The 15,374-nt window shown below is 68.7% G+C and carries 8 protein-coding genes; 2 read left to right on the top strand and 6 right to left on the bottom strand.

The annotated features are described in order from the left end of the window. Positions 1-146: 146 nt before the first annotated feature. The 3 genes from ACIA8C_RS31755 to ACIA8C_RS31745 all read right to left on the bottom strand — a co-directional run bounded on the left by ACIA8C_RS31755 (position 147) and on the right by ACIA8C_RS31745 (position 9,681). Complete coding sequence (locus ACIA8C_RS31755; protein ID WP_397141077.1) at positions 147-7,487, bottom strand: amino acid adenylation domain-containing protein; 7,341 nt, start codon at positions 7,485-7,487, stop codon at positions 147-149. A gap of 294 nt (positions 7,488-7,781) precedes the next feature. After that, a complete protein-coding gene (locus ACIA8C_RS31750; RefSeq protein ID WP_397141075.1) occupies positions 7,782-8,768 on the bottom strand; it encodes a DNA-binding response regulator in 987 nt (328 codons plus the stop codon). A gap of 91 nt (positions 8,769-8,859) precedes the next feature. Next, positions 8,860-9,681, bottom strand: a complete 822-nt coding sequence (locus ACIA8C_RS31745; RefSeq protein ID WP_397141073.1) for a M23 family metallopeptidase — start codon at positions 9,679-9,681, stop codon at positions 8,860-8,862. Between the two features lie 250 nt (positions 9,682-9,931). On the opposite strand from ACIA8C_RS31745, the gene ACIA8C_RS31740 reads away from it, so the two are divergent. Continuing rightward, the gene (locus ACIA8C_RS31740; protein ID WP_397141071.1) at positions 9,932-10,978 is read left to right on the top strand and encodes a nitronate monooxygenase; all 1,047 of its coding nucleotides are present in this window, start codon (positions 9,932-9,934) and stop codon (positions 10,976-10,978) included. A gap of 63 nt (positions 10,979-11,041) precedes the next feature. Beyond that, positions 11,042-11,434, top strand: coding sequence for an SCO5389 family protein (locus tag ACIA8C_RS31735; RefSeq protein WP_375914966.1), 393 nt, complete (start codon positions 11,042-11,044; stop codon positions 11,432-11,434). 60 nt (positions 11,435-11,494) lie between these two features. Here ACIA8C_RS31735 and ACIA8C_RS31730 read toward each other — a convergent pair whose 3' ends face one another. The 3 genes from ACIA8C_RS31730 to ACIA8C_RS31720 all read right to left on the bottom strand — a co-directional run bounded on the left by ACIA8C_RS31730 (position 11,495) and on the right by ACIA8C_RS31720 (position 14,993). After that, positions 11,495-13,132 carry a long-chain fatty acid--CoA ligase gene (locus ACIA8C_RS31730; protein ID WP_397141069.1) on the bottom strand — a complete coding sequence of 546 codons (1,638 nt, stop codon included), beginning with the start codon at positions 13,130-13,132 and terminating at the stop codon, positions 11,495-11,497. 292 nt (positions 13,133-13,424) lie between these two features. Further along, positions 13,425-14,438 carry a cation diffusion facilitator family transporter gene (locus ACIA8C_RS31725; RefSeq protein WP_397141260.1) on the bottom strand — a complete coding sequence of 338 codons (1,014 nt, stop codon included), beginning with the start codon at positions 14,436-14,438 and terminating at the stop codon, positions 13,425-13,427. Between the two features lie 153 nt (positions 14,439-14,591). After that, on the bottom strand, positions 14,592-14,993 hold the full coding sequence (locus ACIA8C_RS31720) for an ArsR/SmtB family transcription factor (RefSeq protein ID WP_397141067.1): 402 nt from the start codon (positions 14,991-14,993) through the stop codon (positions 14,592-14,594). Positions 14,994-15,374: the final 381 nt, after the last annotated feature.

The raw sequence follows: 15,374 nt of genomic DNA, 5'->3' as shown, positions 1-15,374 counted from the left end.
CCAAAACACGAACCATGAAACTCTGCTCATCCTGCCTGTCGAACATGTTGAAGCCACACCTTGCGGCGGCCGCTCTGATTCGGCGAACCGGTCCCGAGTGACCCTAGTCATGTTTTTAGGGGCTTGCACCCGGTACCAGCCGGGTTTTACCCCGCACCCAGCAGATCGGACAGGGCGACAACCGTCGCCACCTGCGTCCATGCGCTACTGACATCGCCGCCGTCGGCGAGCACCACGGCCCGCAGATCCTCCAGGGCCGCCGGATCGAGGGTACTGGCTCCGGCGCGGTCGGTCAGCAGGTGGCTGACCCACTCGTCGGCCAGCGCCTCGGTCAGGTCGGCAGCGCCGGGCACGAGCACCATGGAGGCACCGCACGATCCCGTCGCCACCACCTCGATCAACGCCAGCTCCGCGGGTCCGCCGAACTGGAAGGTGCGCGATTCGAAGGTCAGCTCGGTGCCGGTGCGCAACTGGTCCGCCGCACCCGCCACCTGGTCGTAGCCGAGCGTGCGGGCCCCGACGAAGGCCGGGTCGGTGCCACGCAGCACGCGCGTGCGGTGCGCGTAGGTGACCGGCCGTGGCGATTCGGCCGCTATCTGCGCGGCCACCGCCGGATCGTCCAGCACGAGCCAATCGACATCGCCTGCCGCGGCCGCCGCGGCGTTCGTGAGCCCGACCTTGACCACCGGTCCGGCCGGAATCGGCGCGTCCGCCGACGCGAGCGGCGCCACCGCGGCACCGGCCTTGAGCACGGCCCAGGTCGCGACGACCGCGTCGACGCCGCGGTCGAACCGGAGCGCGACACCGTCGCCGGGGCCGCAGCCGCGAGCGGCCAGCACGCGCGCCAACCGGGACGAGCGCGCGTCGAGTTCCTGGTAAGAAACCGCGTCCTCGCCGAAGACCAGCGCCGGTCCGTCCGGGTCGTCCTCGACCACCGCGGTCAGCGCCTGGGTCAGCGCCGTGCCGGTGGTGGTCGTCGCGCCCGCGGCGGTGGGCTCCTGCGCCGATTCCGCGGCGGACTGCACCCGCTCGCGCTCCTGGGCGTCGAGCAGGTCGATGTCGCCGACTCGCACCTGCGGATCGGCGACCACCGCGGTCAGCACCCGTGCCAGCCTGCGGCACAGCGCCTGCACCGTCGACTCGTCGAAGAGGTCGGTCGCGTAGGTGATCGCGGTGATCAGCTCGCCGGGCGCACCGTCGGCGTCGTGCCTCGGGTCGACGTTCACCTGCAGATCGAACTTGGCCGCGATCTCGCCGCCGTCCAGCCCGGTGATCGTCAGGCCGGGCAGTTCCAGCGACGGCTGCTCGTTGTTCTGGAACGACAGCACCACGCCGAACAGCGGGTTGTAGACGGTCGCATGACCGGCGGCGACCACCTCGGCGACCCGCTCGAACGGGATGTCCGCGTTGGCGAATGCGGCCAGGTCGGTCTCGCGGGCCCGGTCGATCAGCTCGGCGAAGCTCACGCTCGGCTCGACGGCGGTGCGCAGGGTGAGCGTGTTGACGAACATGCCGACCAGCTCGTCCAGCGCGCGTTCGCCGCGACCCGCGATCGGCGTGCCGATGGCGATATCGCTGCTGTTCGACTGCCTGGCCAGCAGCACCGCCAGCGCGGCGTGCACGACCATGAACAACGTCGAATTGTGTTCGCGGGCAAGTCGAACCAGCGCCGCGTGCACGTCCGGCGAGACGGCGAAGCCGGTCGAGGCGCCGCGCATCGACGGGACCGCGGGGCGTGGCCGGTCCAAGGGCAGGTTGAGCTCGCCGGTCAGCCCGGCGAGCTGTTCCCGCCAGTACGCCAATTGCCGTGCGGCGATGGAGTTCTCGTCGTCGTCGGTGCCGATGACGGTGCGCTGCCAGCTGGCGAAGTCGGCGTACTGCACCTCCAGCGGCGACCAGCGCGGCGAATTGCCGCCGATCCGAGCGAGGTACGCGGTCACCAGGTCACGCGCCAGCGGTGCCATCGAGGCACCGTCGGCGGAGATGTGGTGCACGACCAGCGCGAGCAGGTGCTCGTCGGGACCCACCGCGAGCAGCAGCGCGCGCACCGGAACCTGTTGCGTAACATCGAATCCGGTGGACAGCAGCTCGGTGATGCGGCCGATCGGATCCGCGGTGGAGACGGTCTCCAGGCCACCGGGCAGCGACTCGCGGACCGAGAGGATCTCCTGGTAGGCCACCCCGGACAGATCCGCCGGGTAGCGGGTGCGCAGGGTCTCGTGCCGTTCCAGCACGTCGGCGACGGCGTTGCGCAGCGCGGGCACGTCGAGCACACCGGACAGCCGGATCGCCAGGGGGATGTTGTAGGCGGGCGAGTCCGGATCGAACTGGTTGAGCACCCACATCCGTTGCTGGGCAAGGGACAACGGCACCTGATCGGTGCGCGGCAGCCGGGCCAGCGGCGGCCGTGCGCCGGACGCCTTGGCCGCGCCAGGCACCACGCGGGCGGCCAGCGCGGCGACGGTGGGCGACTCGAACAGTTCGCGCACCACGAGGTTCGCGTCGAGCGCCTCGTTGATCCGGGCGACCACCCTGGTGGCCAGCAGCGAGTTGCCGCCTAGGCCGAAGAAGTCGTCGTCCAGGCCGATCTCGCTGGCGCCGAGCAGCCCGGCGAACACCTCGGCGACGGCCTGTTCGACCGGCGAGCTCGGGGCGCGGAAGGTGGCGGTGCTGAGGAATTCCGGTGCGGGCAACGCCTTTCGGTCCAGCTTGCCGTTGGGCGTCAGCGGGAGCACGTCGAGCACCACGATCGCGTCCGGAACCATGTAGCCGGTGAGGAATTCGCCTACCTGGCTACGCAATTCGACGGGGTCGAGTTGGGAAGCGGTGTCGGGGACCACATATCCGATGAGCCGGTCAACCGCGTTCTCGTCCGCGAGCACCAGCACCACCGCTTGGCTCACGCCGGGGCAGCGCACCAGCGCCGACTCGATCTCGCCGAGCTCGATGCGGAAGCCGCGCAACTGCACCTGCTGATCGCCGCGACCGGCGTACTCGAGCGTCGCCTGTCCGCCGAAGCCGACCCAGCGGCCGATGTCGCCGGTGCGGTACATCCGAGATCCCGGCGCGCCGAACGGATTCGCGACGAATCTGGACGCGGCGAGCCCGGGGCGGCCGAGGTAGCCGCGGGACAGCTGGGCACCGGCGACATAGATCTCGCCTGCCACGCCGACCGGCGACGGGTGCAGCCGGTCCTCGAGCACGTAGGCGTCCAGGCCGGGCAGCGCGCGGCCGATGACGCTCGCCGCGTTGTCGACCATCTGCTCGTCCAGCGACAGGAACGACACGTGCACCGTGGTTTCGGTGATGCCGTACATGTTGACCAGCCACGGCGCGTCCACCGCGTGCCGCTCGTACCAGCGCTGCAGCTGGCGCAGGTCAAGTGCCTCACCGCCGAACACCACGTAGCGCAGCGCGAACTCGGCCTGATCGGCGGACTGCGCGGCGCGGTCGGCTTCGGCGAGCTGATAGAACGCCGACGGCGTCTGGTTGAGCACGGTGACCTGCTCGCGAATCAGCAACTCGCGGAACAGTTCCGGCGATCGGGAGGTCAGGTAGTCGACCACGACGACGGTGCCGCCGTTGGCCAGCGCGCACCACAGCTCCCACACCGAGAAGTCGAAGGCGAACGAGTGGAACAGCGTCCACACGTCGGTCTCGTCGAACTCGAACATCGACTGGGTGTTCGCGAACAGCTGCACCACATTGCGGTGCGTAACGCCGACACCCTTGGGCACGCCGGTGGAGCCGGAGGTGTAGATGACGTAGGCCAGGTTGTCCGGCCGCAGCGGTGCGGTCCGCTCGGACGCGCGCACCGGAGCGTCGGCGAAGTCGGCCGTGTCTTCCAGCAGGATGACCGGAATGTCTCCCGCGGGAACGGATTCCAGCTCGCTCGCGGTGGTCAGGATGCACACCGGAGCGGCATCGGCGAGCATGAACTCCAACCGCTGCGCGGGGTAGGTCGTGTCGATCGGCAGGTACCCGGCACCGGCGGTGAGCACCGCGAGCAGCGCGACCGGCAGCTCCTCGGTACGCGGAACCGCAACGGCCACCAGTGCTTCCGGGCCGACGCCCTTGGCGATCAGCGCCCGCGCCACCTTGTTGGCGCGGCGCTGCAACTCGCCGAACGTGAGCGTGGTGTCGCCATAGCGGATCGCGCCCGCGTCCGGCCGCCTGCGCGCCTGGGCACCGATGAGATCGACCAGGGTCACCTCGGGCACCGAGGCGCCCGGGCTGTTCCACTCGTGCAGCACCAGATCGCGCTCACCCGGCGCGAGCACGTCGATGTCGCCGACAGTGATGCCGGAGTCGCCCGCGACCGCGGCCAGGATCCGGCCGAATCGGTCGGCGAAGTCCTGCACCGTCGCCTCGTCGAACAGATCGGTGGCGTAGGTGAAGGCGGCCGAAATACCTTCCGCCGCACCATGCCTGTCGATCCGCTCCACCAGCGCCAGCTGCAGATCGAACTTCGCGAGCGGCATCGCCAGATCCACCGCCGAGGCGGACAGGCCGGGCAGTTCCAGTTCGGTGCGCGCCAGGTTCTGGAAGGTCAGCATCACCTGGAACAGCGGATGCCGTGCCGCGGAACGCGCCGGATCCAGCAGCTCCACCAACCGCTCGAACGGCACGTCGGCGTGGCCGAACGCCTCGACATCGATCCGGCGCACCTCGCGCAACAGCTCGTCGAACGTCGCGCCCGAATCGATATCCGTGCGCAGCACAAGGGTATTGACGAACATGCCGATCAGGTCGTCGAGCGCGGCCTCACCGCGACCGGCCACCGGGGTGCCCACCGCGATGTCCCTGGTGCCGGACAGCCGGGCAAGCAGCACCGCGAGCGCGGCGTGCACGACCATGAACAGCGTCGAATTGTGGCCGTGCGCAAGGCGGCTCAGCGCGGCGTGCACGTCGGGGCCGATCTCGAAGGCCACCGTGGCGCCACGATTGGACGCGACCGCGGGACGGGGCCGGTCCGCGGGCAGCTCCAATTGCTCGGGCAGCGCGGCCAATTCGGTTCGCCAGTAGTCGATCTGCCTGGCCAGCACCGATTCCGGGTCGTTCTCGGCGCCGAGAATCTCACGCTGCCAGATCGCGTAGTCGGCGTACTGCACCTCGAGCGGCGGCCATTCCGGTGCGCCACCGCGCATCCGGTCCAGGTAGGCGGCCATCAGGTCGCGGGTCAGCGGGCCCATCGAGAAACCGTCGCCCGCGATGTGGTGCACCACGCAGACCAGCACGTGCTCGGTCTCGCTCAGCTCGAGCAGCCGCACTCGCACGGGCGGCGCCAGCGTCACGTCGAAGCCCTCGGTCACCACCGCGGCGACCAGTCCGGGCAGCTCGGCCTCGGTGGCCTGCTCGACCACGAATTCCGGTACCGCGCGCGGATCTCCGGTCGCCAGCACCCGCTGGTAGCCCTCGCCGTCGACCTCGGGGTACAGGGTGCGCAGCACTTCGTGCCGCTCGGTGAGGTCGCGCACGGCGGCGCGCATCGCGTCGATATCGAGGTGGCCGGACAGGCGCACCGCGGCCGGAATGTTGTTGACGGCACTGGCCGGATCGAACCGGTTCAGGAACCACATCCGCTGCTGCGCGTAGGACAGCGGCACCTTGGACGGGCGCGGCCTGGCGTGCAACGCCTGACCGGCGGCCGAACCCGCGTGCTGCTCAACCCGTTCCGCGAGCGCGGCCACGGTAGTCGCCTCGAACAGCAGCTGCACCGGCACCCGCACCTGCAGCGCCGACCCGATCCGGGCGGCCGCCTGCGCGGCGAGCAGCGAGTTGCCGCCGAGTTCGAAGAAGTCGTCGTCCACGCCGACCCGGCCCTCGTCACCGGCCACCAGCAGTGCCGCGAACACGTCGGCGACGATCTCCTCCACCGGCGTGGACGGGGCACGGAAAGCCTTGGCGGCGAACACCGGAGCAGGCAGCGCCGCGCGGTCCAGCTTGCCGACCGGGGTCAGCGGAATCTCGTCGAGCACCATGATGGCGGCCGGAATCATGTACGCGGCCAACGACTCTCCGATGAACTCGGCGAGTTCACCGGTGTCGACGGCGGTTCCGGCCCTCGGCAGCACGTAGGACACCAGCGCGGTCGCGCCGGACGGCAGCGTCTTGCCGAGGGTGGCCGCGTAGTCGATGTCCGGGTGCGCGGTGAGCGCGTTGTCGATCTCGCCGAGTTCGATACGGAAGCCACGGATCTTGACCTGGAAGTCGGAACGACCGAGGTACTCGATGGCACCCCCGTCCTCGCCGCGGCGCACCAGGTCTCCGGTACGGTACAGCCGCGCACCCGGCGTATCGGTGTCGGCGCCGAACGGGCTGGCCACGAAGCGTTCCGCGGTGAGCCCAGGCTTGCCGAGATACCCCTGCGCGAGCGCGGGTCCGGACAGGTACAGCTCGCCGACCACGCCGGCTGGCACCGGCCGCAGCCGCGAATCCAGCACGAACGCACCGACTCCCGGAATCGCCGAGCCGATCGTGATGGGCTCGTCCGGCAGCATCCGCGCCGAGCTCGTCGCGAGAATGGAGGCCTCGGTGGGTCCGTAACCGTTGTAGAACTCGCGCTCCGCGGCCCAGCGGCCGACCAGTTCCGGCCCGAACTTGTCACCGGCCACCACCACGACCCGCAGGTCGTCCAGGCCGGTCGGATCGACCGATTCCAGCGCGCCCGGCGTGATCAGCATGTGCGTGACCTGTTCGCGACGCAGCAGATCGGCCAGCTCGTACCCGCCGAACACCGACGGCGGCGCGATCACCAGCGTCGCGCCCGACGAGAAGGCAAGCAGCAACTCCAGGATCGACACATCGAAGTTCGGCGAGCACACATGCAGCACCCGCGAATCGGCGGTCACCCCGTAGTGCTCGCGTTCGGCGGCCACCAGGCCGGCCAGGCCGGTGTGGGTGACCACGACGCCCTTGGGGCGTCCGGTCGAACCGGAGGTGTAGATGACGTAGGCCGGGTGCCGCTCGTCCAGCGGACGCACCCGGTCGGTGTAGGAGATCGGGTGCTCGGGCCGGGCGGCGATCCGCGCGGCCTGTACCGGGTCGTCCAGCTCGATCCAGTACACGCCGGTGCCGAGCACCGGGCGATGGGCCGAGGTGGTGAGCCCGACCGTGGCGCCGGAGTCGGACAGGATGTGGTTGATGCGGTCGGTCGGGTAGGCCGGATCCACCGGCACGTACGCCGCGCCGGTCTTCGCGATGGCCCACACGGCGACCACCGACTCGAGGCTGCGGGCGATGCCGATGGCGACCACGTCGCCGGGGCCGACACCGCGCTCGATCAGTTCCCTGGCCAGTCGCGAGGAGGTCGCGTCCAATTGGGCGTAGGTGAGCTGGCGTTCGTCGTCGAGCTGACCCGACGGATTGAACCGAACGGCGACCTCGTTGGCCTCGGATTCGACGGCGGCGGTCAGCAACTGCCCGAACAGCGGGCTGCCCGACCTGCGGCGACGGCTACCACGAGCGGAACGACGGGCAGTTTCCATTCGAGTGCATTCACCTCTCGCATCGAGCTAGGACCCGGCCCTACCCATCTAGAGGGCATATCGTCCGGGGCCAGCGCGGTTCCGAGCAATCATATAAGGGACTGATCGGTGTCCACGCGTGCTGTCTTGGATTCGTACGGACCGCTGACAGCGGCCTGCGCCCCCTTGATCGGCTCCTGTTCTTGTTCACACATCCGCCGCTACCCCCATGGAAGCGGTGTCTTGCCAGATGCCACGGTTTATATCGGTACAGAACCGCTCACGTTGCAGGAGTACCCGGATCGGTGAACTAGTTCACAACCAACCCCGCCGGGTTGCCTGCACCCCGGCTTGGAATCGGGTGCTCGCGCCGAGCCGCTCCAGTAGTCGCGCGGTCCGGCGGACCACAGTACGCCGAGACATACCCAGCCGTCGCGCGATGGTGTCGTCGGTGGCGCCGAGACCCATCAGGGTCAGGATGGCGCGGTCGCGTTCGTCGAGGGCCTCCGCGGTCGGGTTCACCGAGATGGGCGCGGCCAGCGACCACAGCACGTCGAACGTTTTGATCAGCAGGTCCAGCGCGGGTGAGCCGGTGATCCGCAAGCCCATGGGGTCCGAGCGGCGTTCATCGACGTGCAGCACCAGGCTAGCGCGTTCGTCGTCGCTGATGATCATTTTGAACGGCGGCTCCGGCAGCGTCCGCGCCTGCGCCCCACTGGCATTGGTGGACAGTGCGTGGCGCAGCCGATCCGGATCCTGATAGATGGTGTCCTGGTAGAGCGTCTGATACCGGATGCCCTCGCCGAGCCGATTCCGCTTGAGCTGGAACAACTGTCGCTCGCGCTCGAGATCGCTGAGGTAGGGCCCGCGCTCGATGACCTTGACGCCGGTGCGCGCGCTGGTCTGCATCTCCTCGAAATCGGCCAGCATTTCCAGGCGCTCGAAAACCGGGACAACGGCGCCGTTGCTGCGCGGCGAGCGGCGCACCGAACGGAACGTCTCGCTGAGCCGCGCTGCGGCCGTGTGCATCTGGTTGATCTGCTGTTGCCTGCGCCGAGCCTCGGCCTCCGACAACGACTCCGGGGCGTGGGCGTCCCACACCGCGGCGGTGCCCTCGGAGGCCGGCACGCGCACGGCGGCGCGCAAGTCGGCAAGCACGTTCAATGATGCCGCCGCGGTCTCCTCCGAAACGCCCAGGTACTGCGCGATATCGGCGAGACTCGATCGCGGATGATGCACCAGCACGGCATAGGTGCGGCCGTGCGGTGATCCAGGCTCGAAGATGTCGCCCAGCTCTGTCACGGCCCGAGCCTATCGACCGACCGGTCCCCGTGGGGCATCCTGCCCATCTGGGGGCCGGAAGATCGACGGAATATCAAGCCGGGCAGCGGAATCAGTGCGCCGAGGGGCCCCACTGCAGCGGCACTCCTTTGGCGGCCAAGTACGGCATCGGATCGATCTTGGTGCCGTTCTGGTCCCAGATCTCCAGGTGCAGGTGCGGTCCGGTGGAGTTGCCCCGGTTGCCGACGGTGGCGATGACATCGCCCGCGTTCACCCGCTGGCCGACGTGCGCGAGCATCTCGTTGACGTGCCCGTAGACGGCGATGGTGCCGTCGTCCTGCTGCACGCGCATCCACAGGCCGAAGCCGGACGCGGGGCCCGCCTCGATCACGGTGCCGTTGCTCACCGAGTGGATGGGGGCGCCGATCTGATCGGCGAAGTCGAGGCCGTAATGCATTTCGCCCCAGCGGCTACCGAAGCCGGAGCTGATCTCGCCGCCGACGGGACGCACCGCGCCCATCGGTGCGGGCGCGGCCTGCTGCTGCACGCCCTTGAGGATCTGCTCGGCCTGAGCCAGCGGGCCCGCGATCTCCGGCGGCAGGTTCTGCAGGCCGAAGGGTGCGGCCACGGGAGCGGCGACCTGGGTGGCGACCGGCGCCTCTTGAGCAGGGGCCTCCGGCGCGGGGGCGGCCTTGACCTGGGCGACCGGCAGAATGCCGGTGCCGCGGAAGGTCATCGGAGCGTCGGCCTCGTCACCGTCGTGCGCACCGGGCAGCAGCGGACTGGCGACGGCCGGGGCGATCTGAGAAACGGTGCCGATCAAGGCACCCGCGGCGACCGCGACACCGGCGGCGACCTTCACCCGCTCGGTCGCGGTCGACTCGACGCGATGCCGCGTCGGCCGACCCGAGATATCATCGCCGATGAGGCTCATGACGGTAATGGAACTGGGGCCTACCCGATGGTGCGACACAGCTGCGTCCTTGCGTCCGAAGAACAGTTGGTTCAGCGGTGCCTGGCCTGTCGCCGACCCGGTTTCGGTAACGATCCGGTGAAGTCTGCGATGTAACGGTTTGGCATCCGTTGTGACGGGAACTCTACCCCGTCGTGACCATTCCGCAACCTTCTGCGGCAAAGACCCAGGTAAATACCGGGTCACCCGTCCAGTAGGTCACACTCGAGTAGTGATCATCGACGACTTGGCAGTCCCGATCGTGCTCGCCCCGATGGCCGGTGGGCCCTCTACGCCGGAGTTGACCGTGGCGGTCACCGAGGCCGGTGGCGTCGGCTTACTCGCCGCCGGTTACCTGAGCGCGGCCGATACCGCCGCCCGAATCACCGCGACCCGAACCGCGACCGACTCCCCCTTCGGCGTCAACCTCTTCGTGCCCGGCCCCGCCACCCCGGCCGCCGAATTCGCCGACTATCTCGCCGAGCTCGCGCGCGAGCATCCGCTCGGCGACGCGAAATACGACACCGACGACTGGGACGCCAAACTGGATCTGCTCGTCGCCGATCCGGTCGCGGTGGTCTCCTTCACCTTCGGCTGCCCCACCGCCGAGGAGATCTCGCGGCTGCGTGCCGTCGACTCCGAGAGCTGGGTGACCGTGACCTCGGCCGCCGAGGCGCGGATCGCGGCCGAGCGCGGTGCCGACGTGCTCATCGCGCAGGGCGCGGAGGCGGGCGGGCACCGCGCCACGTTTGTCGACCGACGCGAGGACGACGCCACCGATCCGCTCAGCGTGCTCGCCCTGCTGCAGATCCTGACCGCGGCAACGGACATTCCGGTGGTGGCCACCGGTGGCATCGGCACCGGCGCCGGCATCGCGGCAGCACTCGCCGCGGGCGCGGCGGCCGTGCAACTCGGCACGGTATTCCTGCGCTGCCCCGAGGCGGGCACCAATCCGGTGCACCGCGCCGCATTGGTCGCGGACACCCCGACCATGCTCACTCGCGCCTTCACCGGGCGCCGTGCGCGTGGCCTGCGCAATCAATTCATGGTCGAACACAGTGCGACCGCACCCGTCGCGTATCCGGAGATCCATTACGCCACCGCGCCTTTGCGGGCGGCGGCCAGGTCCGCGGGCAACCAGGACAACGTGAATCTGTGGGCGGGACAGACGCATACCCTGGCACCAGAGTTACCGGCCGGCGAACTGGTCCGCACCCTCGCGGTCGATACGAAAACCGCACTGAACTCGGCACTTTCGCGGCGAATCCAGGTTTGTTGACAACGACTTTCGATTAGACTCGAGACGCATCGCATCGGCCATCCATCCTTGGAGGAGAGCGCTATGTCCCTCGATGTCCCAGCCCCACTGCTCGAACGCGCCGAACGCGGCGAAGTCGACGACGCCGATTTCGTCGAGGTCGTCCGCCAGTCGTTGCCCTACGCCTACGAAGTCGTCAGCCGGGTCGCCGGCGAACTGCGTTCCGGCAGCGAAGAATACGCCGACAACCTGGTTGCACCGCCGGACGAGGTGGCGCGCGGGCAACTGCTGCGCGCGATGGCCTCCGACGCGATCCGCGGCGGACTGGAGCGGCACTTCGGCGTGAAGCTCGCCTTCCAGAACTGCCATCGGGTGGCTGCCTTCCCGCTGTCCGCGGTCGGTGGCGAGACCTACAGCACGTTCATCGGCACCAGGGCCCAACTACTGAATCAGAGCCCGGAACTGCGTAACTGCTGATCGCCCACGCGGAAAGCCCGGCGCGGCAAGCTATTGCGCGCCGGGTTGACCGCGATCGGATCAGGACAGCGTGGTGACCGTCAGGTCGCCATCGGCGTACTGGGCGCGCAGGCGCTTCTTGTCGAACTTGCCGACGCTGGTCTTCGGCACCTCGGCGATGAACGTCCAGCGTTCCGGCAGTTGCCATTTCGCGAACTTGTCGGCGAGGAAGTCGCGCAGCTCGTCGGCCTTCGCCTCGGCCCCCTCGGCGAGCACGATCGCCACCAGCGGCCGCTCGTCCCACTTCTCGTCCGGCACGCCGATCACGGCCGCCTCGGCGACGGCCGGGTGACCCATCACGGCGTTCTCCAGGTCTACCGACGAAATCCATTCGCCGCCGGACTTGATCACATCCTTGGACCGGTCGACCAGGGTAAGATAGCCGTCCTTGCTGATCTTGCCGACGTCACCGGTGCGCAACCAGCCATCGTCGAACTTGTCCGGATCGACCTCGGCGCCGTCCGGCGAGTAGTAGGAGCCGGTGATCCACGGACCACGAACCTCCAACTCGCCCAGCGCTTCCCCGTCGTTCGGGACCACGCTGCCGTCGTCGCCGACCAGCCTGGCCTGCACGCTCGCCGGGAATCGGCCCTGGGTGTAGCGGTACTCCCACTCGTCCTCGCCGGTCACACCGGTCGGCGGATGCGCGACGCTGCCGAGCGGCGAGGTCTCCGTCATGCCCCACGCGTGCAGGATGCGCACGCCATGCTTTTCCTGGAAGGCGCGCATCATCGACGGCGGCACGGCGGAACCACCGACCACCGCGGTGCGCAGATGGGTGATGTCCTGGGGGTGCGCGGCCAGACCGGCCAGCACGCCGCCCCAGATAGTCGGCACCGCCGCGGCGAACGTCGGCCGCTGCGCCGCCATCATCTCCAGCAGCGGGCCCGGCTGCAGGAACCGGTCCGGCATCAGCACATTCGCGCCCGACATCAGCGCCGCGTACGGGATGCCCCACGCGTTGGCGTGGAACAGCGGAACGATGGCGAGGATGGTGTCGCGGCCGGTGAAGGCCATGCCGCTCGGCGAGCACACCTGCATCGCGTGCAACCAGTTCGAGCGGTGCGAATACACCACGCCCTTCGGATCGCCGGTGGTGCCGGAGGTGTAACACATTGCCGCCGCGGAACGTTCGTCGATCACCGGGAAGTCGTAGGTATCCGGCTGCGCGGCAAGGAGTTCGGTGTAGGCGTGCACCTGCACACCCTCGGGTGCGGACAGCGTCGATGCGTCGCCGTTGACCACGATGACGTGCCGGACCGTCTTCAAGTTCGGCAGGTACTGGGCGAACATCGGCAGCAACGTGCCGTCGACCAGCACCACCTTGTCCTCGGCATGGTTGGCCACATAGACCAATTGATCGGGGAACAACCGGATGTTGAGCGCGTGCAGCACCGCCCCCATCGCAGGCGCCGCGATGTAGGCCACCAGATGCTCGTTGTTGTTCCACATGAAGGTGCCGACTCGATCGCCGATGCCGATGCCCAGCTCGCGCAACGCGTTCGCCAGCCGCGCCGCGTCCGCGCCCACCTCGCGATAGGTCATGGTGCGCACGCCCGTACCGGTCCAGGTGGACACGGTCGAATCGCCGACAAACGTCGATGCGTAGCGCAGCAACGTCGCCAACGACAACGGCTCGTCCTGCATAGTGCTCAACATCGGAACTCCTTTTTCTTCAGTGACCTGTCCCGCCTCTCCGCGGATTCAGGCCAGATTCAGGTGCCACGTCCGGGTTCCGGCTCCGATGGAGCAGGTCAGGCAGCTTCGAGAGGTTCCGGACGCGCGTCAGCATGGTTCAGCACGCACCGACCATGAGCCACTTCACACGGCGAATGCTAGTCCGCCTCTCCGAGTATTCAAGCCGGACTCAGGTGCCTCGACCGTCCCGTTGGCGCCCGGCGGTGACAGCGCGGCTGAATTAGCCCATACCCGGTGAGCTACCCATGTTCTTTTACCCAGCGTGCGCCGGGTAGGCGTGTACGACGGCGGTGTTCAGTTTGGGGACCACGTGGGTGAGGGTGTGCTCGGCCTCGTGGGCGACGCGGTGGGCGTCGGCCAGGGTGATGGACGGTGCGACGTCCAGTTCGACGTCGGCGTGCAGCCGGTGGCCGATCCAGCGCATCCGCAGGCTGCGCACGCCCTGCACGTCCGGGTCGGCGGCGAGGGCCCGTTCGGCTGCGGCCACCAGACCCGGCTCGACCGCGTCCATCAGGCGGCGCAGCACATCTCGGGCCGCGGTGCGCAGCACCGCGAGGATGGCAACGGTGATCAGCAGGCCGACGAGCGGGTCGGCGAGCGGGAAGCCGAGCGCGACGCCTGCCGCGCCGAGCAGCACCGCCAGCGAGGCGAAGCCGTCGGTGCGGGCGTGCAGGCCGTCCGCGACGAGTGCGGCCGAGCCGATCTGCCGCCCGACCCGGATGCGGTACAGCGCGACGGTCTCGTTGCCGAGGAAGCCGATCACGCCCGCGAGGGCGACCAAGCCGAGATGCTCGATCGGCACCGGCGCGATGAGTCTGCGGACCGCCTCGTATCCGGCGACCAAAGCCGACAGCGCGATCATCGCGACGACGAACAGGCCGGCCAGATCCTCGGCGCGGCCGAACCCGTAGGTATAGCGCCGGGTGGCCGCGCGTCGCCCGAGTGCGAACGCGATCCACAGCGGCACCGCGGTCAACGCGTCCGAGAAGTTGTGAATGGTGTCGGCGGCCAGGGCAACCGACCCTGATACCGCAACCACCAATACCTGCAGCACCGCGGTCACGCCGAGGACCGCGAGACTGATCTTCACCGCTCGAATGCCGACGGCACTGGCCGCCAACGCGTCGTCGACGCTGTCGGCCGCGTCGTGGCTGTGTGGCACGAAGATCTCGCGGATGACCCCGCGCAATCCCTTCGGATGTTCGTGCGGATGTTCGCTGTGGCCGAAACTTCCTTGGCTGCTGTGGCTTTCACCGTGCGTGTGCATCGCCGAGTGGTCATGAACGTGCCCGGACTCTTTGCCATGCGCGTGCGAATGCGCGTGGCCGTGCTCGATTCCTTCGCCGTGTTCGTGCCGCCCGCTGCCGTGCCCATTCGTTGTATTCACCACGTCACGCTCCGAGATCCGTTGCCCAGTGCCTTATTTCAGTAATTTATTCCCGGTCCGGTGCGCACGTAGTTCGCGCACGGCAGCCTCGCCGCGGTGGTGCGGCGGCACGCCGGGGCCCGCGTGCTCGGCGTTGTGGACGGCGTCCACCACCAGCTGCCGGACGTGCTCGTTCTCCAGGCTGTAGTAGATCGTCGTGCCGGAGCGGCGGGTGCCGACCAGGCGCGCCATCCGCAGCTTGGCCAGATGCTGCGAGACCGAGGGCGCGGGCTTGCCGACGTGGCCCGCGAGGTCGTTCACCGACAGTTCGCGGTCGACGAGTGCCCACAGCACCTGGACCCGGGTCGCGTCGGCCAGCATCCGGAAAACCTCGACAACCAGGCCCACCTGACCCTCCGCCAGCGGCGACCGACCTTCCTGGCTATCTGCATTCATACGCAGATAATAGACCAGAGAAACGGGCCGCGACTACCTCGAATTGCCCGACCTCGTCCCCACCGGACCGGAATGGCGGCGACACCCCCTGCGTGGCCGCCGACATGCCGGTCCGTCCCCATCGAACCGTTCACTGTCTTAGTCGCTTTGGCGCTGGTGCGCCAGCTAACCTGCCGAACAACATCCGAATGAGACAAAACCCGTCGACCGGCCGCCGCTGGACAACTGGCGGCAACCGTCGTGACCAGCGCGAATTTGCCCGCGCCACTACAGGGCTCGCGCTCGTGACATGCAATTACATCTGCACGCCCATAGAAGGCCGACCGGTCGTCTATGTCGGATTTCCCGACAGAATACTCATCCGCACGCCTGGCGCGATCC

It is taken from the genome of Nocardia sp. NPDC051321 (assembly GCF_044455225.1).
GTDB lineage: Bacteria > Actinomycetota > Actinomycetes > Mycobacteriales > Mycobacteriaceae > Nocardia.
Note: the sequence above shows the minus strand (reverse complement) of the source record. Positions and strands in the feature narration are given on the sequence as shown.